Source organism: Rugamonas fusca, from assembly GCF_014042365.1.
Lineage (GTDB): Bacteria > Pseudomonadota > Gammaproteobacteria > Burkholderiales > Burkholderiaceae_D > Rugamonas > Rugamonas fusca.
In genome coordinates this window covers 1-19,768 of sequence record NZ_JACEZS010000004.1, presented here as the reverse complement: position 1 = coordinate 19,768, position 19,768 = coordinate 1, and the positions used below count along the sequence as shown (strand labels likewise).

The following is a 19,768-nucleotide window of genomic DNA, read 5'->3' as shown; positions in this document are numbered from 1 at the left end:
TTCTTACGCTTCCACCAGCAGACGACTGCGCATTTCCAGGTGCAGCGCGTGGCAGAAGTGGGTGCAGTAGATCCAGAACGCACCGGCATGGTCAGCCTTGAAGGTGACCGACTTGGTCTCCTGCGGGTTGACGATGAAGCAGATGTCGTAGGTCGGGATCGCGCAACCGTGGGTCAGGTCTTCCACCTTGTCGTGGTTGGTCAGGATCAGCGTCACTTCGTCGCCCTTCTTGACCTTGATCTCCGGCAGGCTGTAGTTCGGCGCCACCGACATCATGCGCACGGTGACCTTGTTGCCCTGGCGGGTGATGCCGGCGTTCTCCGGTTTCACGGCCAGCGGGAAGTCATCCATGTTGTAGATCTGGCGCGTCTTGACCACGTCGCGGCGCACGATGATGCCGTCGTGCGGTTCCGAATACGCCGTGTGGTCGGCCACCAGCTTCATGGTCGCGCCGCTGATGTCGATCAGCTGTTCCGTTTCCGGATGCAGCGGGCCGACCGGCAGGAAACGGTCCTTGGAGAACTTGTTACCCGAGTTCAGGTACTTGCCGTCCGCTTCCTTGGTCTCGCCCATCGAGGCGTAGTTGTGGCCGGGCTGGTAGTGCACGTCCATCTTCTCGATGATGACCTTGGCGTTCTTGTCGCCCTTGTACTGGGCGATGGCGGCGTCCACGTTCCATTTCACGCACTGGCTGTCCAGGAACAGCGAGGTGTAGGCATTGCCGCGGCCGTCGAAGGCCGTGTGCAGTGGGCCCAGGCCGATTTCCGGCTCGGCCACCACGGCGTCGCGTTCGGTCTTCAGTTCGCCGGCGAACCACTTGAGCACCAGCGACAGGTCGATCACGGTGGCCGTGGGCGACAGCTTGCCCGAGCAGACGAAGTACTTGCCGTCCGGGCTGGCGTTCACGCCGTGCGGATTCTTGCCGACCGGGACGTAGCAGGTGAGGGCCGATTTCGGATCGCCATTGGCGGCCTTGCGGCCATCGACCACGGGCACCTTGGAGCTGCCGATGGTGACGAATTTGCCGGCCTTGACCATCGCTTCAATGCGGGCCACGTTGAAGAACACGCAGGCGTCGCGCTCGGCCGACATCATGCTCGTCAGGTCGTGGCCGTTTTCCGTGTTGTACTGGTTGGAGGCGGCCAGCTTGCCGTCGTACGAGGTGGCCACCAGGTCCATGTTGCCGTCCACGCGACACTGCCATTTCACTTCCATGGAGTCGGCGTCCACGCAGGTGAACAGGCAACCCCATTTGTCCGGATCGTTCACATCGTGGCCATCGTTGGGCAGCGGGATGTGGAACTCGGCGCCGCAGAACACCCGGGTGGTGTAGTTGATCTTCGGATCGACCGGGTCGCACTTGTCCGGGAAGATGCCGTGGAAGCCCATCACGTTGGGCAGCTTGGTGATCTTGTCGCATTCCATCGTATCCATGCGGATGCGGGCCAGGCGCGAATGGATCTTGTCGTTGACCCACAGGAAGCGGCCGTCATAGGTGCCGTCCTTGTAGCTGCCGTGCACGTGGTGGGTGTCGCCGGTCTTGTATTCGAGCGAACCATCGGCCTTGGTGCCGATGATCTTCTTCGATTCGTTGGTGATACCCCAGCCGACCATGCAGTCGATGTTGAACACGGGGATGCGTTTCAGCGTGCGGCCCGATGGCAGCCCGATGATGCGCGCTTCGCCGCCGTGGCCGGCGCTGGTGAAGGCATAGTAGTCATCCAGCTGGCCCGGTGCGATTTCGTGGCCACCGCCGCCCTTGGCCGCGGCTGCCGCCGACGCGGAGGCGCTGCCCTTGGCGGCACTGCCCTCTTCCTTGCAGCCGGCCAGCCCCAGCGTGGCGCCAGCCAGGCCCAGCATCGCGCTCTTGCCGAGGAAACCGCGTCGTGCGTTGACGACTTCGGTATCCAGTTCATTGCCTGCCTTGTTGCTGCTATCCCTATCCATCTGTTTTTCTCCTGAGTGTGCAAACATCGGTACAGCGGGTTGCCGCGCGACGCGCGGTCCCGGGCCAGCGAGCATTGTCTTGCTTCAGCAGGGCAATCTTGAATGATCTGGGTCAAGGAATTCCGAAGCCAAAACAATGCGCTGACCGACCTGGGCAGTGTAGGGAGCCTGGCGCGCTGGCGCTATCGGTGAATAGTGGGTCCGGTGGCGGCAATGGGAACTAGCACAGCTAAGCATTAGGGACTAGTCACACGCAGCGGAAGGCGTATTGCGCGCGGGGCCGCGCGTGCCGTAGCATGGCCGCTCGCCTACCGCTCCGATCTGCAGGCAGCGCCGGGCGCCACGAAAGAGGAAGTGCGTCTGATGAACGAGCATGTACCAAGCCAGGGGCGCGAATCGGCCCTGAACATCACGATAGACCGCGACGGCACCCGCATCCACCGCCTGGTCGATGACGTGATCTATCCCGTGCGCGCCAGCCGCGCCATCGCCCGCCGCGATCCCATGGTCGAAGCGCTGTTCGGCGCGCCCAAAGTGCGCCGCTCCAGAAACAAGCAATAGCGCGGCGCCGCACGGCTGGCGGCATCAATCAATCCATCGGGTGGCCATACCGCAATAGCAATAATTAATTGCCTTTTTGCATTATGTAAGTCACACTGACATGATGTGATTTTATGTGAGAATTCAGTCCATGGAGCACCTGCCGCGGTTCCTGCGCCTTGATACGGCCACCCTGCTCGAGGTGATACGAACCCACACGGAAATCGCCCGCTGCGGCCTGGACCTTGGCGGCGTGATGGCGCTGGTGTGCGAACGCGCCCAGGCGCTCACCCACGCCACCGGCGCCATCGTGGAAATCGCGGAAGGCGAGGAGATGGTCTATCGCGCCGTTGCGGGCAGCGCCGGCGCGCAACTCGGCCTGCGCATCCGCATGGTCGGCAGTCTGTCGGGACTGTGCGTGCGCTCCAGGCGCATCCTGCTGTGTGTGGACTCGGAAACGGACGAGCGGGTGGACCAGGCCGCGTGCCGCAAGGTGGGCCTGCGCTCGATGGCGGTCATACCACTTCTCCATGAAGACGTCGCGGTGGGCGCGCTCAAGGTGATCTCGACCGAGGTCAACGCCTTCAATGAGCGGCACACGGCGGTGCTCGAACTGATGTCCGAACTAATCGGCGCGGCCATGTTCCATGCCGCCAAGCTGGAAACCAACGCGCTCTATCACAGCGCCACGCATGACGCGCTCACCAATGTCGCCAACCGGGCGCTCTACTACGACAGGTTACGGCATGGCATCGCCCTGGCCAAGCGCCGGCATGAACGATTCGGCGTGCTGTGCATCGATATGGACGGGCTGAAGACGATCAACGACCACTTCGGCCACCGCGCGGGCGATGCCGCCATCCGGGCGGTGGCACAGCGCATTACGGCCACGATCCGGGACTCGGACCTGGTCGCGCGTGTCGGTGGCGACGAGTTTTGCGTGATCCTGTCAACTGTGCAAACGGCCGCCAACCTCGAGCAAAAGAAGCTGGCGCTTTGCGACGCGATCGAACGCGGGTTTGAATTCGAAGGCCATCGCCTGAATCTCGGCGCCAGCATCGGCGCCGCGCTCTACCCGGATGACGCCAGCCACCTTGAACAGCTGCTCGAGGCGGCCGATCAACGCATGTACACCTCAAAACGCATGCGCAAGCAGCAATCGCTGCCCGCCCTGAGTTGAACCATGGCCAGCCGCCGTGCCCGGCCTTGGCCCGCTTGCCATCTTCAACTGTCTTAATTTTTCAACAGAGCCACGAAAACAATAGCAAATGTAAAATATTTCAGTAAAATGAACTCACAACATCGCAGCAAAGCAACACCATAACAATCAAATCTGCTCGCGCCACAAGCGCAACCGCAGTGCCGCACAATCTCATCGGGAGAAGCACATGTTGTTGAGCACCTTGAGTTCCGTTTTTGGCACCATCCGCCTCGCGCACCTCTTCCATCCCGTCAGTCGCCCCCCACGCACCCCCGCGTAGCCGCTTTATTGCGCCGCCACAAATCATTTAACGCATAAGCAATGCCCGTTCTCTTGATGGCAAGAGACGGTGCGCAGCCGCAGCATTTTTTCGCGCTCGCCAACAGACGAGAGCGTTAAAATATACTCACGCTTGTTGACGCATGGCAGCATGTAGACAGCGGAGTAAGAGCAGATTGTCCGTTAGCAGGACAACTTTGATGTTCCACACCCCATGGAGAAATCGACATGACTTTGCGCCTCAAACTTACTTTGCTCGCTGCCGGCCTGGCATGCGCCACCGCCGCCCATGCCGGCGTCATCAAGGAGTCCAAGGACTCCATCTTCAAACCGACCGGCAAAGGCTGGGGCGAACTGGACCTGGACTCCATGAGCCACCCGGAGAAAGCGGCCACGCTCAAGGCGCGCCGCACCTCCAACCTGACCTACCAGGGCGGCCCCGTGATGGTCGCGCCCACCACCAACGTGTACTACATCTGGTACGGCAGCAACTGGGACAGCGGTAACGGCCCCGCCTCGAAGAGCGTGTTGAGCACGCTGGCGCAAAGCATCGGTGGCTCGCCTTACTTCAACATCAACACCACCTACTACAACGGCAGCAACACCCACGTGAGCAACAGCGTCAAGCTGGCCGGCAGCATCACCAACTCCGGCACCCTGGGCACCCAGCTGACGGACGCCAACATCCAGACCGTGGTGACCAACGCCATCTCGTCGGGCGCCCTGCCGCTCGACAGCAACGCCGTCTACTTCGTGATGACCGACAGCGCCACCACGGCCACTTCGGGCTTCTGCACCCAGTACTGCGGCTGGCACACCAACACCACCGTGAGCGGCCAGAACATCAAGTACGCCTTCGTGGGCAACCCGGAAACCCAGTGCCCGTCGGCCTGCGGCGCCAACACGCCGAGCCCGAACAACACGCCGGGCGCCGACGCCATGGCCAGCATCTTCGCGCACGAGCTGGAAGAAGCTGTCACCGATCCGGATGGCAACGCCTGGTACTCGCTGCAAAGCGGCATGGAGAACGGCGACAAGTGCGCGTGGACCTTTGGCACCACCTACCTGGCCTCCAACGGCGCCAAGTACAACGTGACGCTGGGCGGCCTGAAGTACCTGATCCAGCAGAACTGGACCCTGCTGCCTTCCCAGGCGTGCACCATGCAATATCCCTAAGCGGGATGGTGTAGCATGAAGTCAGGCCGCCGCGCACCCAGTGCGGCGGCCATTCTTACCGGAACCCGTATGCCCAAGTACCTGCTGAAGTTGCCGACGTTGCTCACTCTGCTGTCCCTGGCCGCCCAGCCTGCGCTGGCCGCCGAAGCGCAAAAGCGCATCGTCCCCACCGTGACGCTGACGGTGAAACAATTCTCGGAGCTGGAAGAAGACTGGCTGCAGGCCATCCGCCAGCACGACACGGACACCCTGAACCGGCTGGTGGCCGACAACTTCGAACTGCGCACGGCGGCCGCCCCCGGCCGCCCCACGGCGCGCGCCGAATGGCTCAAGCAGGCGCAGTCCGGCGCCCCGTTCGACTCGCGCATCGAGCAGATGGCCGTGCATGAATATGGCCCGCTGATGGTGGTCAGCTTCCTGTGGAAACTGGACGTGCCCAAGACCTCGCCCCTGCCCCAGCAAGTGTTCGTGATCGACACCTGGAAACAGGGCGACAATGGCTGGCAGGTGGTGACCCGCTATGCCGCGCCCGTGCAGGCCGGCGCCAAGGCCGTGCCGGGCGCCGAACCGGGTCCGCCGGCCGTCGACAAGAAGATCTGAAACCGCGCCACGCAGCGGCGAGCCGTCCATGCACCTCAGCTCCTATCTCCGCCAGGGTGGCTACGTGGCCGCCGCGCTGGCCAGCGCCGGCCTGATCTGGTACTGGCAGGCCGGCGCGCCGGCCGATGCGCCTGGCGAAACCGGCGCCCCGCCCGCCACGGCCGCATGGAATGGGCCCATCGGCCCCGGCACGCTGAGCGGCGCGCCCGGCAACGCCGCGCCAGCCGTGGACACGGACGAACCGCCGCCAGACGGATTCACCATCGGCAACGGGGGGCAATTGCAGGCCAACCGCCAGCTGCGCGCCAGCTTCGACTATTTCCTGATCCGCGGCGACGGCGCCGACCTGGCGGCCCGCGCGGCCCAGCTGCGCGCCTACCTGAAGCAGCGCCTGCCCGCCGGCGCCGCCGCCCAGGCCGAAGCGCTGCTGGCCCCGTACGTGGCCTACATCCGCGCCCACGACGACCTGCTGGCGCGCCAGCAGCTCACCCTGGCCCCAGGCGCCGTGCCCGACGCGCAGCAAACGGAACGGCTGGCCACGTGGCAGGAACAGCGTGCGCGGTTGCGCCAGCAAAGCTTCCCGCCCGCGCTGCAACGGGCCTGGTTCGGCGACGACGATGACGTGCTGGCCGACGCCGTGGCCGAGCTGCGCGCGCGTAACGCCGACACAGGCAGCGCGACGGACGCTGCCAGCCATGCCGGCCGCCCCGGTTCGGGCGGCGCGGCGGACGCCGAACCGGACTCCAACACCTTGCGCCAGCAACGCCTGCACGGCGCCACCGAGCAGGCGGCGCGCGACGCCGAACTGGCCGAAGTGGCGCGCGACGCCACCCGTTCCTACGAGACGGCCGCCGCCGAGGAAAGGCAGTGGCGCGTCCATTACGCGCGCTACCGCGCGGCCGCCAGCCAGCTGCAGGGCGACGCGGCCAGTCCCGGCGACGCGCGCCGCCGCAAGCTCGCAGCGCTGCGCACCGAACTGTTCCCCACCGAGGGCGAGCGCCTGCGCGCGCGCGCCAGCGGCATCGAATGACCACACCACAAGGATAGAACATGAAGCACAAGTTAGCGCTGTCGGCGGCACTGGTGTTGGCCGCCACCCAGCCGGCGCTGGCCCAGGCCAGCGCGGAAACGCCAACCGAAGCGCGCATCCACGCCCTGATCGAACCGCGCATGGGCATCAACATCAAGGTCGATGGCGTCAGCAAGACGCCCTACGGCGGCCTGTATGAAGTGCGCACCAACGGCGACGTGTTCTACACGGACGAAAACGCCAGGTACCTGTTCGTCGGCAAGGTGGTCGACACCACCACCTACCAGGACCTGACGCGCGCCCGCGCCGACCAGTTGGCCACGATCCGCTTCGCCGACCTGCCGCTGGAAACGGCCATCAAGACCGTGCGCGGCGACGGCAAGCGCGTGATGGCCGTATTCGAAGACCCCAACTGCCCCTACTGCCGCAAGCTGCACCAGACGCTCAAGAACATCGACAACGTCACCATCTACACCTTCCTGCTCGACATCCTGTCCGAGGATTCGGCCGTCAAGTCGCGCAACATCTGGTGCGCGCCCGACCGCGCCCAGGCCTGGCGGGCCTGGATAGAGGATAGCAAGGCCGCCCCCGCCGCACCGGCGGGCTGCACGGCGCCGCACGAGCAGGTGCTGGCACTGGGCAAAAAGCTGCACGTGATCGGCACGCCCACCGTGTATTTCGCAGACGGCACCCGCACCGGCAGCGCGTTCGACGTGCGCGCGCTCGAAGGCCGATTGACCGCCGCGGCCACCCTCAAGCCGCACGCCGCCAGCGATGCCGGAGCGCCCTGATTCCACCCCGCCTGCCACGGCGGACGATGACGGGCAGCGTCCCGCATCGCCGCCGCAGGCCCCGCCGGCACCCGGCTGGCGCGGCCTGCATCCCGACATCCTCAAGCTGGGCCTGGTCAGCTTTTTGACCGACCTCAGTTCGGAGATGATCTTCTCCGTGTTCGCCATCTTCTTCACCACCGTGGCCGGCGCCTCCAGTTCACTGCTTGGGCTGATCGAAGGGCTGGCCGATTTTTCGTCCGCCTCGCTCAACTACCTGTCGGGCTGGCTGTCGGACCGTGGCGGCCGCCGCAAGGCGCTGGTGGTGGCCGGCTACGGTTTTTCCACCCTGGCCAAGACCATCCTGCTGGTGAGCACGGCCATCACGGCCCTGAGCCTGTTCCGCGTGATCGAACGGCTGGGCAAGAGCTTCCGTGGCCCGCCGCGCGACGCCTGGCTGGCCGCCATCGCCCCATCCAGACGGCGCGGCTACGCGTTCGGCGTGCACAAGGCGCTGGACAAATCGGGCGCCGTGGTGGGCCCGCTGGTGGCGTGGGCCTTATTGAAATGGCTGGGCGAAACGGGCGACGCCTACCGGCTGCTGTTCTGGGTGGCCGTGGTGCCGGCCGTGGTCAGCGTGATCGTGCTGGCCACGGTGGACGAGCGCTCCGCCGCGCCGCACGCGCGCGAAAGCGTGTGGCAGAACTGGCGCGCGCTCAGTCCCGGCTTCAAGCGCTTCCTGCTGCCGGGCGGGCTGTTCGCGCTGGCCTACTACAGCCTGGGCTTCCTGCTATTGAAGGCGCACGACGTCGGTTTTGGGGTGGCGCAGATCGTGCTGCTGTATGCCTTGTTCAACGTCACCTGCGTGCTGGCCGCGCCAGCGATGGGACGGCTGGGCGACCGCATAGGCCGGCGCCGCGTGATCGTGCTGGGCTACCTGCTGCATGGCCTGCTCAACGCATGGCTGGCGCTGGCCCATGGCAAGTGGCAGATGGTGGCTGCGTTCGGCGTCTACGGCCTGTTCTACGCCATCGACGAAGCCCAGAGCAAGGCCTACATCGCGGACCTGGAACCGGAGCGGCGCGCCTCGGCCATCGGCATCTACAGCTTCGTGACGGGGGCGCTCTACCTGCCCGCCTCGCTGCTGGCGGGCGCGCTGTGGAGCATCAACCCGGCCTGGACCTTCGGCGCGGCCGCCCTGCTGTCGCTGGCCGCCATCATCGTATTCACCTCGCTGCGCCGGGCGCCGGAATGAAAAAAGGGAGGCTCGCGCCTCCCTTCCCCTCACCAGCGTCTGCCGCGCTTAGTGCGTGGTCAGGAAGGTCTTCAGCTTGTCCGAACGGGACGGCTGGCGCAGCTTGCTCATGGCCTTCGCTTCGATCTGGCGGATACGCTCGCGCGTCACGTCGAACTGCTTGCCCACTTCTTCCAGCGTGTGGTCGTTCGACATTTCCACGCCGTAGCGCATGCGCAGCACCTTCGCTTCGCGCGGGGTGAGCGAATCGAGCACTTCCTTGATCACGTTGCGCATCGAAGCGTGCAGCGCGGCGTCCAGCGGCGCCAGCGTGGTGTTGTCTTCGATGAAGTCGCCCAGCTGCGAATCGCCATCCTCGCCCATCGGCGTTTCCATCGAGATCGGCTCCTTGGCGATCTTCATGATTTCGCGCACCTTGTTTTCCGGCATTTCCATCTTGACGGCCAGGGTCGCCAGGTCCGGTTCGCTGCCCGTTTCCTGCATGATCTGGCGCGAGATGCGGTTCATCTTGTTGATCGTTTCGATCATGTGCACCGGCACCCGGATGGTGCGCGCCATGTCCGCGATGGAGCGGGTGATGGCCTGGCGGATCCACCACGTGGCGTAGGTCGAGAACTTGTAGCCACGGCGGTATTCGAACTTGTCCACCGCCTTCAGCAGGCCGATATTGCCTTCCTGGATCAGGTCGAGGAACTGCAGGCCGCGGTTGATGTATTTCTTGGCGATCGAGATCACCAGGCGCAGGTTGGCCACCGTCATTTCACGCTTGGCCTGGCGGGCGCGCTTCTCGCCGGCCGCCATCTGCTTGTTGATCTTGCGCAGGTCGGCCAGCGGCAGCGCCACGCGCGCCTGCAGGTCGATCATCTTCTTCTGCAGCTCTTTCACGGCCGGCACGTTACGGCCCAGCACGGCGCTGTAGGGATAGGCGCAATCGACTTCCAGGTCCACCCAGTCCAGGTCGCACTCGTTGCCGGGGAAGACCTTGATGAAGTGGGCGCGCGGCATGCCGCACTTGTTCACGCACAGTTCCAGCACGGCGCGCTCGATGTGGCGCACTTCCTCCATCTGGCCGCGCAGCGTGTCGCACAGCTTCTCGACCACCTTGGCCGTGAAGCGGATGCCCAGCAGCTCGTTGGAAATGGCTTCCTGCGCCGCCACGTAACCCTTGGAGCCGTAGCCGCCCGTGGCCTTGCGCATCTTGTCGTACTGGGCCGAGATGACGGCGAATTTTTCCAGCGCCGCCTTCTTCAGCTGCACCAGCTGCTCGGTCGAGAAACCGGCCGCGCCGCCATTGGCGTCGCCGTCCTCTTCCTCTTCCTCGACGTCCTCTTCCTCGTCGTCGTCCGACGCGGTGGCCGCGGCCGTGCTGACGGCCGGCGCGTTGTTCGCTTCGTTGAGGTCGACGAAGCCGTCCACCACTTCATCCACCTTCATCTCGTCCGCTTCGATCTTCTTGGCCAGCGCCACAATCTCGGCGATCGTGGTCGGGCAGGCCGAGATGGCCTGGATCATGTCCTTCAGGCCGCCTTCGATACGCTTGGCGATCTCGATCTCGCCTTCACGCGTCAGCAGCGCCACGGCGCCCATCTCACGCATGTACATGCGCACCGGGTCAGTGGTACGGCCAAAGTCGGAGTCGACGGTCGACAGCGCCGTGGCGGCGGCCGCCTCCACTTCATCGTCGCTGGTGACGGTGGCCACGTTGTCGGTCAACAACAGCGATTCCGCGTCGGGCGCGCGCTCGTAGATGGCGATGCCCATGTCGTTGAAGGTGGCGATGATGCCTTCGATGGCTTCCGGATCGACGATGTTCTCGGGCAGCTGGTCGTTGATCTCGGCATAGGTCAGGAAGCCGCGCTCCTTGCCCATGTTGATCAGGTTCTTGATCTGCTGGCGGCGGCGTTCCAGGTCCTCGGCCGACGCTTTCGGGTCCATGCCCAGCAGGTCGGCGCCCCCCTTGGCCTTGCGTTCGCGGGCCTTGGAGACGGCCTTCAGCTCGGCGCGCTCGACGGCGTTCAGCGCCGCCACTTCATCGTTTTCCGGCGTGAATTCGCTCGGCTTGCGGCCACGGCGGCCCGGCACCTTCACGCTGGGCAGCAGGTAGCCGGAGGTGTCGATCGAGGCCAGCGTGGCCGCGTCCGTCACCTGGCTCACGGCCGGGCCGGCCGTCACGATCACCACAGGCGCCGGCTCAGCCTTGGCCTTGACCAGCTTGGACTTGGGCGCGGCAGCCGGCTTGGGGCCGGCCGGCGCGGCCAGCGACACGGCGGCCGAGGCGGCGCCGGCCTTGCGGGCCACTTTCACGGTCGGGGTCTTGGCTGGCGCTTCCGCCGCCACGCCCGCTTCGGCGGCGGCCGCTTCCGCGGCGGCCACAGCGGCCAGGCGCGAGCTCTTTTTCTTGACTACCGTTACTTTGCCCGCTGCCTCTTGCGCATTCTCGATGACATAAGATAAAGTCGTCTTCGGCACCACCAGCGGCGCGGAGCTGGTACGGTTAGCCTTGACGGACAACGTTAAAGTTTTCGGCGTTTTTGTCATTAAATTTCTCTCTATGCGAGACCCAAGGGCCCATACCCCAATGCCATAGTCCGGCGCTCACCGCATGCGGTCCGCCAGGTTGTGGGCAATGTTGTAAAAAAGTTGACGATGTAGCTGCGGAATAAAAAAAGCCCGCTACCTGATCAACGGGCTTCTATCTATTTTTCAGTGAAGAATAGAGGAGAGGGCAAATTATGCCGTATCGCGAGACATCAAGATAATTGATAAATCAAATATCCGTTATCTAAAAACCACATAACAAGGGCTAGCGCCCTGTTAAATCTTCCTGTACCAAACTGAAATCGCACCCCCTGCATTTGGTGCGTCAGTCATTATACAAGGTTTGGCGCGCAAAAGCACCTGCTCCGGCCGCATGAAAAACGTGGTCGAAACGACATGATGACTCAAAAGGCACTGCATTGATGGGGCACGCATGATATGCTGGCGCCTCTCGCTTTAACCTATGATTCGATGAACACTAGCCTCACCCCCCAGCCGCCAGCCGGCGACGTTGCCTCCACCGCCGCCACGCCGAGCGCCACCGCGCCGGCGATGTCCCCGCGCAGCCTGCTGAAAAAGCTGCAAGCGGAATTCCCGGCCTTCCGCGATTGCCTGCCACTGTCCATCGGCATCGACAAGCAACTGCTGGCCCGCATGCCCGACCTGGACCGCAAGACCATGCGCACCGCGCTGGGCATCCACACGGGATCGCTGCGCTACCTGAAAGTGATGGAAAAGGCCAAGGTGCGCTACGACCTGGACGGCACCGCCGGCGCCGAGGTGACCGATACCCACCGCGCCCACGCCACCCAGGTGCTGCAGGAGCGCTTCAAGAAGGAAGCGGAGCGCAAGAAGGCCGAACGGGCCGCCGCCGCCGCCGAGGAAGCGGCCCGCGTGCGCAACGAAAAACTCCAGCAGCTGACCGCGAAATTCTCGCGCAAGGGCTGAGTTGATGGTGGAAGCCGTGCCGGCCGGCGCGCCCGACGCGCCCGAGCTGCCGCCCTACCAGGGCATCACGCTGCGCGATGTGCGCGTGGTCACCACGCCGGCGCAGGCCGAGGCGGCCCGCGACGACTTGCTGGCCTCGGACGCCATCGGCTTCGACACGGAATCCAAGCCCACTTTCCTCAAGGGCGAAAAGTCGACCGGCCCGCACCTGATCCAGCTGGCCACGGACCGCATCGCCTACCTGTTCCCCATCGGCGCCCATCCGGCGCGCGAGGTGCTCAAGGCCATCCTGGAATCGGAGCAGACCATCAAGGTCGGTTTCGGCCTGTCCGACGACGTCAAGCGCCTGCACGCGAAGCTGGAGATCCAGGCCAGGAAAGTGCTGGACCTGTCGGTCGCCCTGCGCACGCCGGGCCAGCGCAACGACCTGGGCGCGAAGACGGCCGTGGCCAAGTTCTTCGGCCAGAAGCTGCAGAAGTCGAAGAAAATCTCCACCACCAACTGGGCCAGTGCGCGCCTGAACGAAAAGCAGATCCTGTACGCGGCCGATGATGCGCAGGTGGCGCTGCGTATCTTCCGCCACTGGATCGCGCAAGGGGGCAAGGTCCCGCCGTTCAAGCCGCCCAAGCCGCCGCGCCAGCACCGGCCGGGCAATCGCCGCCCCGCCGCAGAATCGGCCACTGTCCCCGCCGCAGTTGCCGCACCGGCCGCCGCACCGGCGACCACCGCCCCCACCGCCCCCACCACGACACACGGCCAGGCCGGCAAGCACTGAACGCCGGCGCGCCAGCGCCCAATTGCGGCGCTGCGTCTGTCATTATTCGGCAGCACGGTATATGCTTGCCAAACCACCAAACTTGCAGGCGGCGCTTTTCCGTGGCGCTTTGCCTGCGTCGTTTTGCTGATAACCGGAATAGCACATGCCCAAACCCTCGACCGTGGCACGGCATGCCACGCTGGCGCTGGCACTGTCGTGCGCCGCGCTGGCGCCGGCGGCGCGCGCCGCCACGCCAGCCACGCTGCCCGACACGCTGGAACAGCGCGTGGCCGCCTGCATCGCCTGCCACACCATGAAAGAGCGCGGCGACGCCTTCTTCCCCCGCATCGCCGGCAAGCCGGCCGGCTACCTGTACAACCAGCTGCGCAATTTCCGCGACGGCCGGCGCCGTTATCCCATGATGACCTACATGGTGGAGCACTTGTCGGACGACTACCTGCGCGAGATCGCGCAGTACTTCGCCGAACAGCATCCGCCCTACCCGCCGCCGGCCGCCAGCACGGCCAGCGCCAGCACGCTGGAACGGGGCCGCACGCTGGTGCGCCATGGCGACCCGGCGAAAAAAATCCCGGCCTGCGTGGCCTGCCACGGCGAGCCGTTGACGGGCGTGGCGCCCGCCATTCCCGGCCTGGTCGGCCTGCCGCACGATTACATCAACGCCCAGTTCGGCGCCTGGCGCAACAAGGTGCGCCGCGCCGCCGCGCCCGATTGCATGGCCGAGATCACCAGCCGCCTGTCGGACGCCGACGTGGCCGCCGTCTCATCCTGGCTGGCCAGCCAGCAAGCCGATGCCACCGCCCGCCCCGCCACCACCATCGCCATGCCGATGCCGCTCCAGTGCGGCAGCGTGCCGGCCCCATGACCACATGAAGAAACTCACGCCCATCCTGGCCGGCGCCGGCGCGCTGCTGGCCACCGTGCTCGCCATCGCCCTGTGGCCCACCGACGATGCCGGCCCGCCGCCCGCCGCCACGGCCGCGCTGGCGCCGGCCGAGCGCGTGGCGCGCGGCGCCTACCTGGCCCGCGCCGGCGACTGCATGGCCTGCCACACCACGCGCGGCGGCGTGCCTTACGCGGGCGGGCGCGCGCTGCCCACGCCGTTCGGCACCATGGTCACGCCCAACATCACGTCGGACCGCGAGACGGGCATTGGCGCCTGGAGCGCGGACGACTTCTGGCGCGCCCTGCACAACGGGAAGTCGAAGGATGGCCGCCTGCTCTATCCCGCCTTCCCGTACCCGAACTACACCAAGGTTTCGCGCGACGACGCCGACGCGCTGTACGCCTACTTCCAGAGCGTGCCGGCCGCGCATCAGCCGAATCGCCCGCACCAGCTGCGCTTCCCGTACAACCAGCCATTCATGCTGGCCCTGTGGCGCACGCTGTACTTCAAGCCGGCCGTGTTCCGCCCGCAGGCCACGCAATCGGCCGACTGGAACCGGGGCGCCTACCTGGTCGAAGGCCTGGGCCATTGCGCCGCCTGCCACAGCGAGCGCAATACCTTGGGCGCCACCAGCGACACGCTGTCGGGCGGCATGATCCCCGTGCTGGGCTGGTACGCGCCGTCGCTGACGGCCGACGCGGAAGCGGGCCTGGGTGATTGGAAACCGGAGGACGTGGCGGCGCTGCTGAAGACGGGCGTGTCGCCGCGCGCCACCGTGTTCGGGCCTATGGCTGAAGTGGTGCGGCAAAGCCTGCAGCACCTGGACGATGCCGACATCCACGCGATGACGGTGTACCTGCGGGCGTTGCCCGGCGCGGCGGAGAAACCGGATGATGAACGCGACACCTCGGCCCAGGCCAAGGAATTCCTGCTGGCCGGCGCGCGCCTGTACCACCAGCATTGCGTGGACTGCCACGGCGCCAACGGCAAGGGTTTGCCGCCCGGCGTGCCGCCGCTGGCCGGCAACCGGGCGCTGACGATGGCCGAAGCCGTGAACCCGATCCGCGTCGTGCTCAATGGCGGCTTCGCGCCCGGCACGGCCGGCAATCCGCGCCCCTACGGCATGCCGCCGTTCGGCCATGTGCTCAATGACACGGAAGTGGCGGCCGTGGTCTCCTACCTGCGCAGCGCGTGGGGCAACAACGCCCCGCCCGTCACGGGCCAGGACGTGAACCGCTACCGCAACGTGCCGCTCGATTAAAGAGGTGAAGTGAATGGGGCCGCGCGCGGCCCCGGCTCAGGCGCGCTCGATCAGGCCGACCCGGTTGGTGCTGGCGTTGCGCGCATCTTCCGCGCTGACCTTGCCGGCGGCCAGCAGCGCGCGCAGCGAGGCGTTCATGGTGTGGCAGCCGGGCGCCGACTTGCCTTCCATCCAGCCGCGGATGGCCGACACGTTGCCGCTGGCGATCATCTGCACCACTTCCGGATTGGAGGTCAGGCATTCCGTGGCCAGGTGGTAGCGCTCGCCCTCGACGGACGGCAGCAGCGCCTGGCACAGCACGCCGCGCAGCGCATGGGCCAGCGCCTGCGATTGCGGTTCCGTGTTACCCAGCAGGCGCACCATCTTCTGCAGCCCCAGCTCGGTCGAACGGGCGTGCAGCGAAGCCAGCACCAGCGGCCCCGATTCGGCCAGCGCCAGCGCTTCCTGCGCCGTCTGGGCGTCGCGGATCTCGCCGATCACGATCACGTCGGGCCGCTCGCGCAGCGCGTCGAGCGCGCCCAGGTAGAAGCTTTCCACGTCGCCGTCGAAGCCCACCTCGCGCTGGGTGATCACGCATTTGCGCTGCGGGATCAGGGTTTCCACCGGGTCTTCAATGGTGATGATGTGACCCGAGCGGTTCTTGTTGATCTCGTCGAGCATGGAGGCGATGGTGGTCGACTTGCCCTGGCAGGTGTCGCCGATGATCAGCACCAGGCCGCTGGAGAGCTTGGCGAAATCCTGCTCGTCCTGGCGCAGGCCCAGCTGGCCCAGCGCCATCGGCTCCTTGGGGAAGCGCCGGATCACGCAGCCAAGCCGCTTCTTGCCCTGGAAGGTGAAGCAGTTGGCGCGGATGCGGGCCGTGTGCAGGTCGATCGAGCGGTCAAACGCGCGGTCCTGGATGCGCTCGGCCCAGTTGGGCTCGACCACCTCGAAGAATTCTTCCAGCTCCTCGCGCGTGATGGGCGAATCCGTCACGGCCACCAGGCCCTTGGGCTGGCGCAGCAGCAAGGGACTGTTCTGGTGGATCAGGATGTCGCTGAAGATCAGCTTGGAGTTCAGCAGGTGCAGGATCTGCTCGACCAGCGTGCCGAACACGGGATGGTCTTCGTTCTCCACGTAGGACAAGGTACGTATTTGCGACGACAAGTGGTGTTCCATCTTTGCTCTGCTCTCCGGGTCCGTTACGCCGTTGGACTACCGTCTCCAACCGCTACGGCGATTATAAGACCAGTGTCAAAGATTGCCATCAGAAAATTATTTTTCTGGAACTTGGGCGCAACAGGGGCAGGACGTCAGCGCGGCTGGCGGGTCTTGGGGTACTCGAAGCCGGTGCGCAAGTCCATCTGCCAGCGCTGGCGGGCGTCCGTCACCTCGGCCCGGTCCGGCGGCGCGTCGCCGGCCAGGGCGCCCGAGAACAGCGGCAAGCCTTCGCCCTTGCGCACCAGTTCCTCGCAGCGCTCGTAGACGTTGGGGCAGCCCGTCTCGGCGATCAGGGCTTGCACGATGGGTACCTTCCACGCATCGACGCCGCCGGCCTGGAAGCGGCAGATCAGGTAACCCGACGGGCCGCCGTAGCTGTCCACCAGCAGGCCCGGCAAGCCATCCTCCTCGCCCAGCACCAGCGGCACCAGGGCCGTGGCTTCGGCCTGGCGCCAGCCGGCGGCGCGCTTGTCGATGGCGGCCTTGACGCGGCGCTTCATCAGCGCATGGTCGATCGGCTCGTCCTCGCGGAAGCTCCACACGCGGGCGCGGATCTGCGATTTGGCGTTGTAGGCGGCGCGGGCCAGGAACTGGCGCGACGAGGTTTGCACGATGGCGGTCGAACCGGGCTTGGCTTTTTCCTGCGGCTTGCCGTCCACTTTTTCGATCGCGGACGCGTAAATCCACGGTTGGCCGGCCAGCAAGCTCTTTTCCTTGCCCTGTTTGATGGTGATGATCAGCATGGTATTCCAGTGAGGGTGACCGGCCTGGCCGGTCAGGGTGACGTGGCGCCGCCGGGCGGCGCGATACCGGCATGATACCGCATGGCGGGCCCGGCGCCGCCGCCTGCGGCCCGTCCGGCCCTTCCAGGGCGCGCCCCATGCATTCTGCTCCCCCGCTTGTGCAGTCTGTCGCAACGCCGTGGGATCGCGCGCGGGCAGCCGCTAGGATGCCGTATCAGCCGCCCAGCCAGCGTCCGCGCGGCTCACCGACAATCCAAGGAGTCCACCATGCCCGCCAGTACCACCATGACATCCTCATCTTCGTCCTCGCGTCCCGTGCTGCGCGCCCTGTTGCTGGCCGCCGGCATGCTGGCCGCCGCCCTGCCCGCCGTGAACGCGGCCGCCTCGCCACTGGCTTGGTTCAGCGGCGACCGGGTCCAGGGCAGCGGCAACGTCACCCGGCAAACGCGCCAGGTGGAGCATTTCACGGCACTGTCGCTGAGCATGGGCGGCAACGTCGAAGTGCGGCTGGGCGCCACCGAGGGCGTCACCATCGAGGCGGACGATAACCTGCTGCCCCTGATTGAAACGTCGGTCGAGAATGGCACGCTGCGCATCCGCCCGGCCAAGCGCGACCTGCAGCTTGAACCGCGCACGCTGAAAATCATCGTCCAGGCGCGCACTGTAGAACGATTGACCGTGGCCGGTTCCGGCACCGTCACGGCCGATGGCATGCATGGCCGCAACCTGGCGTTCGACGTGGCCGGCTCGGGCGGCATCAAGGCTTACCATTTGGACGGCGAATCCGTCTCCATGTCGCTGGGCGGCAGCGGCACCCTGCAGGCAGGTGGCAAGGCGGAGCGGCTGCAAGTGTCCGTCGGCGGCTCGGGCAAGGTGCAAGCCGGCGAGCTGGCCGCGCGCGAGGCCATGGTCAGCCTGAGCGGCTCGGGACAGGCCCAGGTCTGGGCCAAGGAGGCGCTCAACGTGAACGTGGCCGGATCGGGCGAGGTTGGCTATTACGGCGACCCGCGCCTGACCCGCAGCGTGGCCGGATCGGGCAACGTGCGGCGGCTGGGCGCGGCGCCGCAGTGAGCGCGGCCGCAAAAAATATACTTTAGGATTAAACCAGTCAGGTGCGCCGTGCGGAAATGGCGCTTTATACTCTCCACTCGAATAACACACGAGGAGACTTATTTGAACCGCACGACCACCTCCAGCACTTTGCTCCGCGCGCTGGCGCTACCCGCCCTGCTGCTGGCCTGCGCCGGTGCCTGGGCCGCCGATGCCGCACCGGTCCCGCACATCGTCGCCGTCAAGGCGGCCCACATGCTCGACGTGCGTGGCGGCGCCATGGTCGACCAGGCCGTGGTGCTGATCGCTGACGACCGCATCACGGCCGCCGGCAGCAAGCTGGCCATCCCGGCCGGCGCCCAGGTGATCGACCTGGGCGACAAGACCCTGCTGCCCGGCCTGATCGACATGCACACCCACCTGACGGGCAATCCCGAGGATGCCGGCTACGCCAGCGTGGCCATCTCCGTGCCGCGCGCCACGCTGACGGGCGCGCGCAACGCGCTGCGCACGCTCAACGCCGGCTTCACCACCGTGCGCAACGTGGGCGCCGAAGGCTACGCCGACATTGGCCTGCGTGACGCCATCAACGCCGGCGACGTGCCCGGCCCGCGCATCTCCGCTTCCGGCCCCGCCCTGGGTATCACGGGCGGCCACTGCGACGACACCATGCACGCGCCCGAATACAAGCTGCAGGCCGAGGGCGTGGCCGATGGCGTCGATGAAGTGCTCAAGCGCACCCGCCAGGTCATCAAGTACGGCGCCGACGTGATCAAGATCTGCGCCACCGGCGGCGTGCTGTCGTTCGGCGACGATCCGCGCGCCTCGCAATACACGCTGGAGGAAATGAAGGCCATCGTCGGCGAAGCGCACCGCCTGGGACGCAAGGTGGCGGCCCACGCCCATGGCGGCGACGGCATCCGCCTGGCCGTACTGGCCGGCGTGGACTCGATCGAACACGGCTCCTACATCGACGACGAGGACATCAAGCTGATGAAGGAGCACAAGACCTGGCTGGTGCCCACGCTGTACCTGGGCGACTGGCTGATCGAGAACGCGGAAGCGATCAAGCTGCCCAAGCCGCTGCTGGAGAAAGCCAGGGTGGTGCTGCCGGCGGCGCGCCGCAACGTGGCGCACGCGATCCAGCAAGGGGTGCCGGTGGCGCTGGGGACGGATGCGGCCGTGTACCCGCATGGCTTGAACGCACGCGAATTCGCCGTCTATGTGAAACTGGGCATGACGCCGCTGCAGGCGATCCGCAGCGGCACCGTGAACGCCAGCCAGCTACTGGGCTGGAGCGACCGGGTGGGCGCCATCGAAGCGGGTAAGTTCGCCGACCTGATCGCCGTGAACGGCAACCCGCTCAAGGACATCACGGAACTGGAACGGGTGCAGTGGGTGATGAAGGGTGGCGCCGTGGTGCGCTGATCGCTCCCTGCTCCATATCGGCATAGGGGCGGCCAGCATAGCTGACCGGTCCCCTGCCACACCACCCGGCATGCGGGTCCGCACCGGGCGGTTCGAGTAGTTGAGGTTAAGACAGGCGTGGTACGCCCAACCGGTCGAAGT

Annotated in this window: 17 protein-coding genes; 13 read left to right on the top strand and 4 right to left on the bottom strand. The window is 66.0% G+C overall.

What is annotated here, in order from left to right; translation table 11 throughout:
- Positions 1–3: 3 nt before the first annotated feature.
- Positions 4–1,947, bottom strand: a complete 1,944-nt coding sequence (gene nosZ / locus H3H36_RS06405) for a TAT-dependent nitrous-oxide reductase (protein WP_182215409.1) — start codon at positions 1,945–1,947, stop codon at positions 4–6.
- Between the two features lie 363 nt (positions 1,948–2,310).
- Here nosZ and H3H36_RS06400 point away from each other — a divergent pair, with 363 nt between their 5' ends.
- From H3H36_RS06400 to H3H36_RS06370, 7 genes are all read left to right on the top strand, one after another.
- Positions 2,311–2,508: a hypothetical protein gene (locus H3H36_RS06400; RefSeq protein WP_182215406.1), complete on the top strand. Its 198-nt coding sequence runs from the start codon at positions 2,311–2,313 to the stop codon at positions 2,506–2,508.
- A gap of 130 nt (positions 2,509–2,638) precedes the next feature.
- Positions 2,639–3,667: a sensor domain-containing diguanylate cyclase gene (locus H3H36_RS06395; RefSeq protein WP_182215403.1), complete on the top strand. Its 1,029-nt coding sequence runs from the start codon at positions 2,639–2,641 to the stop codon at positions 3,665–3,667.
- Between the two features lie 528 nt (positions 3,668–4,195).
- Entirely contained in the window at positions 4,196–5,143 is a 948-nt protein-coding gene (locus tag H3H36_RS06390; RefSeq protein WP_182215400.1) for a hypothetical protein, read from the top strand.
- Positions 5,144–5,212: 69 nt separating this feature from the next.
- Positions 5,213–5,743, top strand: a complete 531-nt coding sequence (locus H3H36_RS06385) for a nuclear transport factor 2 family protein (protein WP_182215398.1) — start codon at positions 5,213–5,215, stop codon at positions 5,741–5,743.
- Positions 5,744–5,771: 28 nt separating this feature from the next.
- Positions 5,772–6,773, top strand: coding sequence for a lipase secretion chaperone (locus tag H3H36_RS06380; protein WP_182215395.1), 1,002 nt, complete (start codon positions 5,772–5,774; stop codon positions 6,771–6,773).
- 20 nt (positions 6,774–6,793) lie between these two features.
- Entirely contained in the window at positions 6,794–7,564 is a 771-nt protein-coding gene (locus H3H36_RS06375; RefSeq protein WP_182215393.1) for a DsbC family protein, read from the top strand.
- Positions 7,548–8,798 carry an MFS transporter gene (locus H3H36_RS06370; RefSeq protein ID WP_182215391.1) on the top strand — a complete coding sequence of 417 codons (1,251 nt, stop codon included), beginning with the start codon at positions 7,548–7,550 and terminating at the stop codon, positions 8,796–8,798. The genes H3H36_RS06375 and H3H36_RS06370 overlap by 17 nt, the downstream gene beginning before the upstream one ends.
- A gap of 48 nt (positions 8,799–8,846) precedes the next feature.
- Here the strand turns inward: H3H36_RS06370 and rpoD are convergent, their stop codons facing one another.
- Complete coding sequence (gene rpoD, locus H3H36_RS06365) at positions 8,847–11,336, bottom strand: RNA polymerase sigma factor RpoD (protein ID WP_182215389.1); 2,490 nt, start codon at positions 11,334–11,336, stop codon at positions 8,847–8,849.
- 471 nt (positions 11,337–11,807) lie between these two features.
- On the opposite strand from rpoD, the gene H3H36_RS06360 reads away from it, so the two are divergent.
- The 4 genes from H3H36_RS06360 (at position 11,808) to H3H36_RS06345 (ending at position 15,206) form a co-directional block, all read left to right on the top strand.
- On the top strand, positions 11,808–12,284 hold the full coding sequence (locus H3H36_RS06360; protein ID WP_182215387.1) for a ProQ/FINO family protein: 477 nt from the start codon (positions 11,808–11,810) through the stop codon (positions 12,282–12,284).
- Positions 12,285–12,288: 4 nt separating this feature from the next.
- The gene (locus H3H36_RS06355) at positions 12,289–13,059 is read left to right on the top strand and encodes a 3'-5' exonuclease (protein WP_182215384.1); all 771 of its coding nucleotides are present in this window, start codon (positions 12,289–12,291) and stop codon (positions 13,057–13,059) included.
- Between the two features lie 145 nt (positions 13,060–13,204).
- Entirely contained in the window at positions 13,205–13,924 is a 720-nt protein-coding gene (locus H3H36_RS06350; protein ID WP_182215381.1) for a c-type cytochrome, read from the top strand.
- Between the two features lie 4 nt (positions 13,925–13,928).
- Positions 13,929–15,206: a c-type cytochrome gene (locus tag H3H36_RS06345; RefSeq protein ID WP_182215378.1), complete on the top strand. Its 1,278-nt coding sequence runs from the start codon at positions 13,929–13,931 to the stop codon at positions 15,204–15,206.
- Between the two features lie 36 nt (positions 15,207–15,242).
- Here the strand turns inward: H3H36_RS06345 and H3H36_RS06340 are convergent, their stop codons facing one another.
- Both H3H36_RS06340 and H3H36_RS06335 read right to left on the bottom strand, forming a co-directional pair.
- Complete coding sequence (locus tag H3H36_RS06340; RefSeq protein ID WP_182215376.1) at positions 15,243–16,364, bottom strand: type IV pilus twitching motility protein PilT; 1,122 nt, start codon at positions 16,362–16,364, stop codon at positions 15,243–15,245.
- Positions 16,365–16,498: 134 nt separating this feature from the next.
- Complete coding sequence (locus H3H36_RS06335) at positions 16,499–17,149, bottom strand: class I SAM-dependent rRNA methyltransferase (protein ID WP_182215374.1); 651 nt, start codon at positions 17,147–17,149, stop codon at positions 16,499–16,501.
- Between the two features lie 267 nt (positions 17,150–17,416).
- Between H3H36_RS06335 and H3H36_RS06330 the strand changes: the two genes are divergently transcribed.
- Positions 17,417–18,220, top strand: coding sequence for a head GIN domain-containing protein (locus H3H36_RS06330; protein ID WP_229219773.1), 804 nt, complete (start codon positions 17,417–17,419; stop codon positions 18,218–18,220).
- Between the two features lie 102 nt (positions 18,221–18,322).
- The gene (locus H3H36_RS06325) at positions 18,323–19,627 is read left to right on the top strand and encodes a Xaa-Pro dipeptidase (RefSeq protein WP_220459670.1); all 1,305 of its coding nucleotides are present in this window, start codon (positions 18,323–18,325) and stop codon (positions 19,625–19,627) included.
- Positions 19,628–19,768 lie beyond the last annotated feature (141 nt).

Bases quoted from the DNA above. Each gene is read 5' to 3' on its own strand.
- nosZ (WP_182215409.1), bottom strand. From the start codon at position 1,947: ATGGATAGGGATAGCAGCAACAAGGCAGGCAATGAACTGGATACCGAA.
- H3H36_RS06400 (WP_182215406.1), top strand. From the start codon at position 2,311: ATGAACGAGCATGTACCAAGCCAGGGGCGCGAATCGGCCCTGAACATC.
- H3H36_RS06395 (WP_182215403.1), top strand. From the start codon at position 2,639: ATGGAGCACCTGCCGCGGTTCCTGCGCCTTGATACGGCCACCCTGCTC.
- H3H36_RS06390 (WP_182215400.1), top strand. From the start codon at position 4,196: ATGACTTTGCGCCTCAAACTTACTTTGCTCGCTGCCGGCCTGGCATGC.
- H3H36_RS06385 (WP_182215398.1), top strand. From the start codon at position 5,213: ATGCCCAAGTACCTGCTGAAGTTGCCGACGTTGCTCACTCTGCTGTCC.
- H3H36_RS06380 (WP_182215395.1), top strand. From the start codon at position 5,772: ATGCACCTCAGCTCCTATCTCCGCCAGGGTGGCTACGTGGCCGCCGCG.
- H3H36_RS06375 (WP_182215393.1), top strand. From the start codon at position 6,794: ATGAAGCACAAGTTAGCGCTGTCGGCGGCACTGGTGTTGGCCGCCACC.
- H3H36_RS06370 (WP_182215391.1), top strand. From the start codon at position 7,548: ATGCCGGAGCGCCCTGATTCCACCCCGCCTGCCACGGCGGACGATGAC.
- rpoD (WP_182215389.1), bottom strand. From the start codon at position 11,336: ATGACAAAAACGCCGAAAACTTTAACGTTGTCCGTCAAGGCTAACCGT.
- H3H36_RS06360 (WP_182215387.1), top strand. From the start codon at position 11,808: ATGAACACTAGCCTCACCCCCCAGCCGCCAGCCGGCGACGTTGCCTCC.
- H3H36_RS06355 (WP_182215384.1), top strand. From the start codon at position 12,289: ATGGTGGAAGCCGTGCCGGCCGGCGCGCCCGACGCGCCCGAGCTGCCG.
- H3H36_RS06350 (WP_182215381.1), top strand. From the start codon at position 13,205: ATGCCCAAACCCTCGACCGTGGCACGGCATGCCACGCTGGCGCTGGCA.
- H3H36_RS06345 (WP_182215378.1), top strand. From the start codon at position 13,929: ATGAAGAAACTCACGCCCATCCTGGCCGGCGCCGGCGCGCTGCTGGCC.
- H3H36_RS06340 (WP_182215376.1), bottom strand. From the start codon at position 16,364: ATGGAACACCACTTGTCGTCGCAAATACGTACCTTGTCCTACGTGGAG.
- H3H36_RS06335 (WP_182215374.1), bottom strand. From the start codon at position 17,149: ATGCTGATCATCACCATCAAACAGGGCAAGGAAAAGAGCTTGCTGGCC.
- H3H36_RS06330 (WP_229219773.1), top strand. From the start codon at position 17,417: ATGCCCGCCAGTACCACCATGACATCCTCATCTTCGTCCTCGCGTCCC.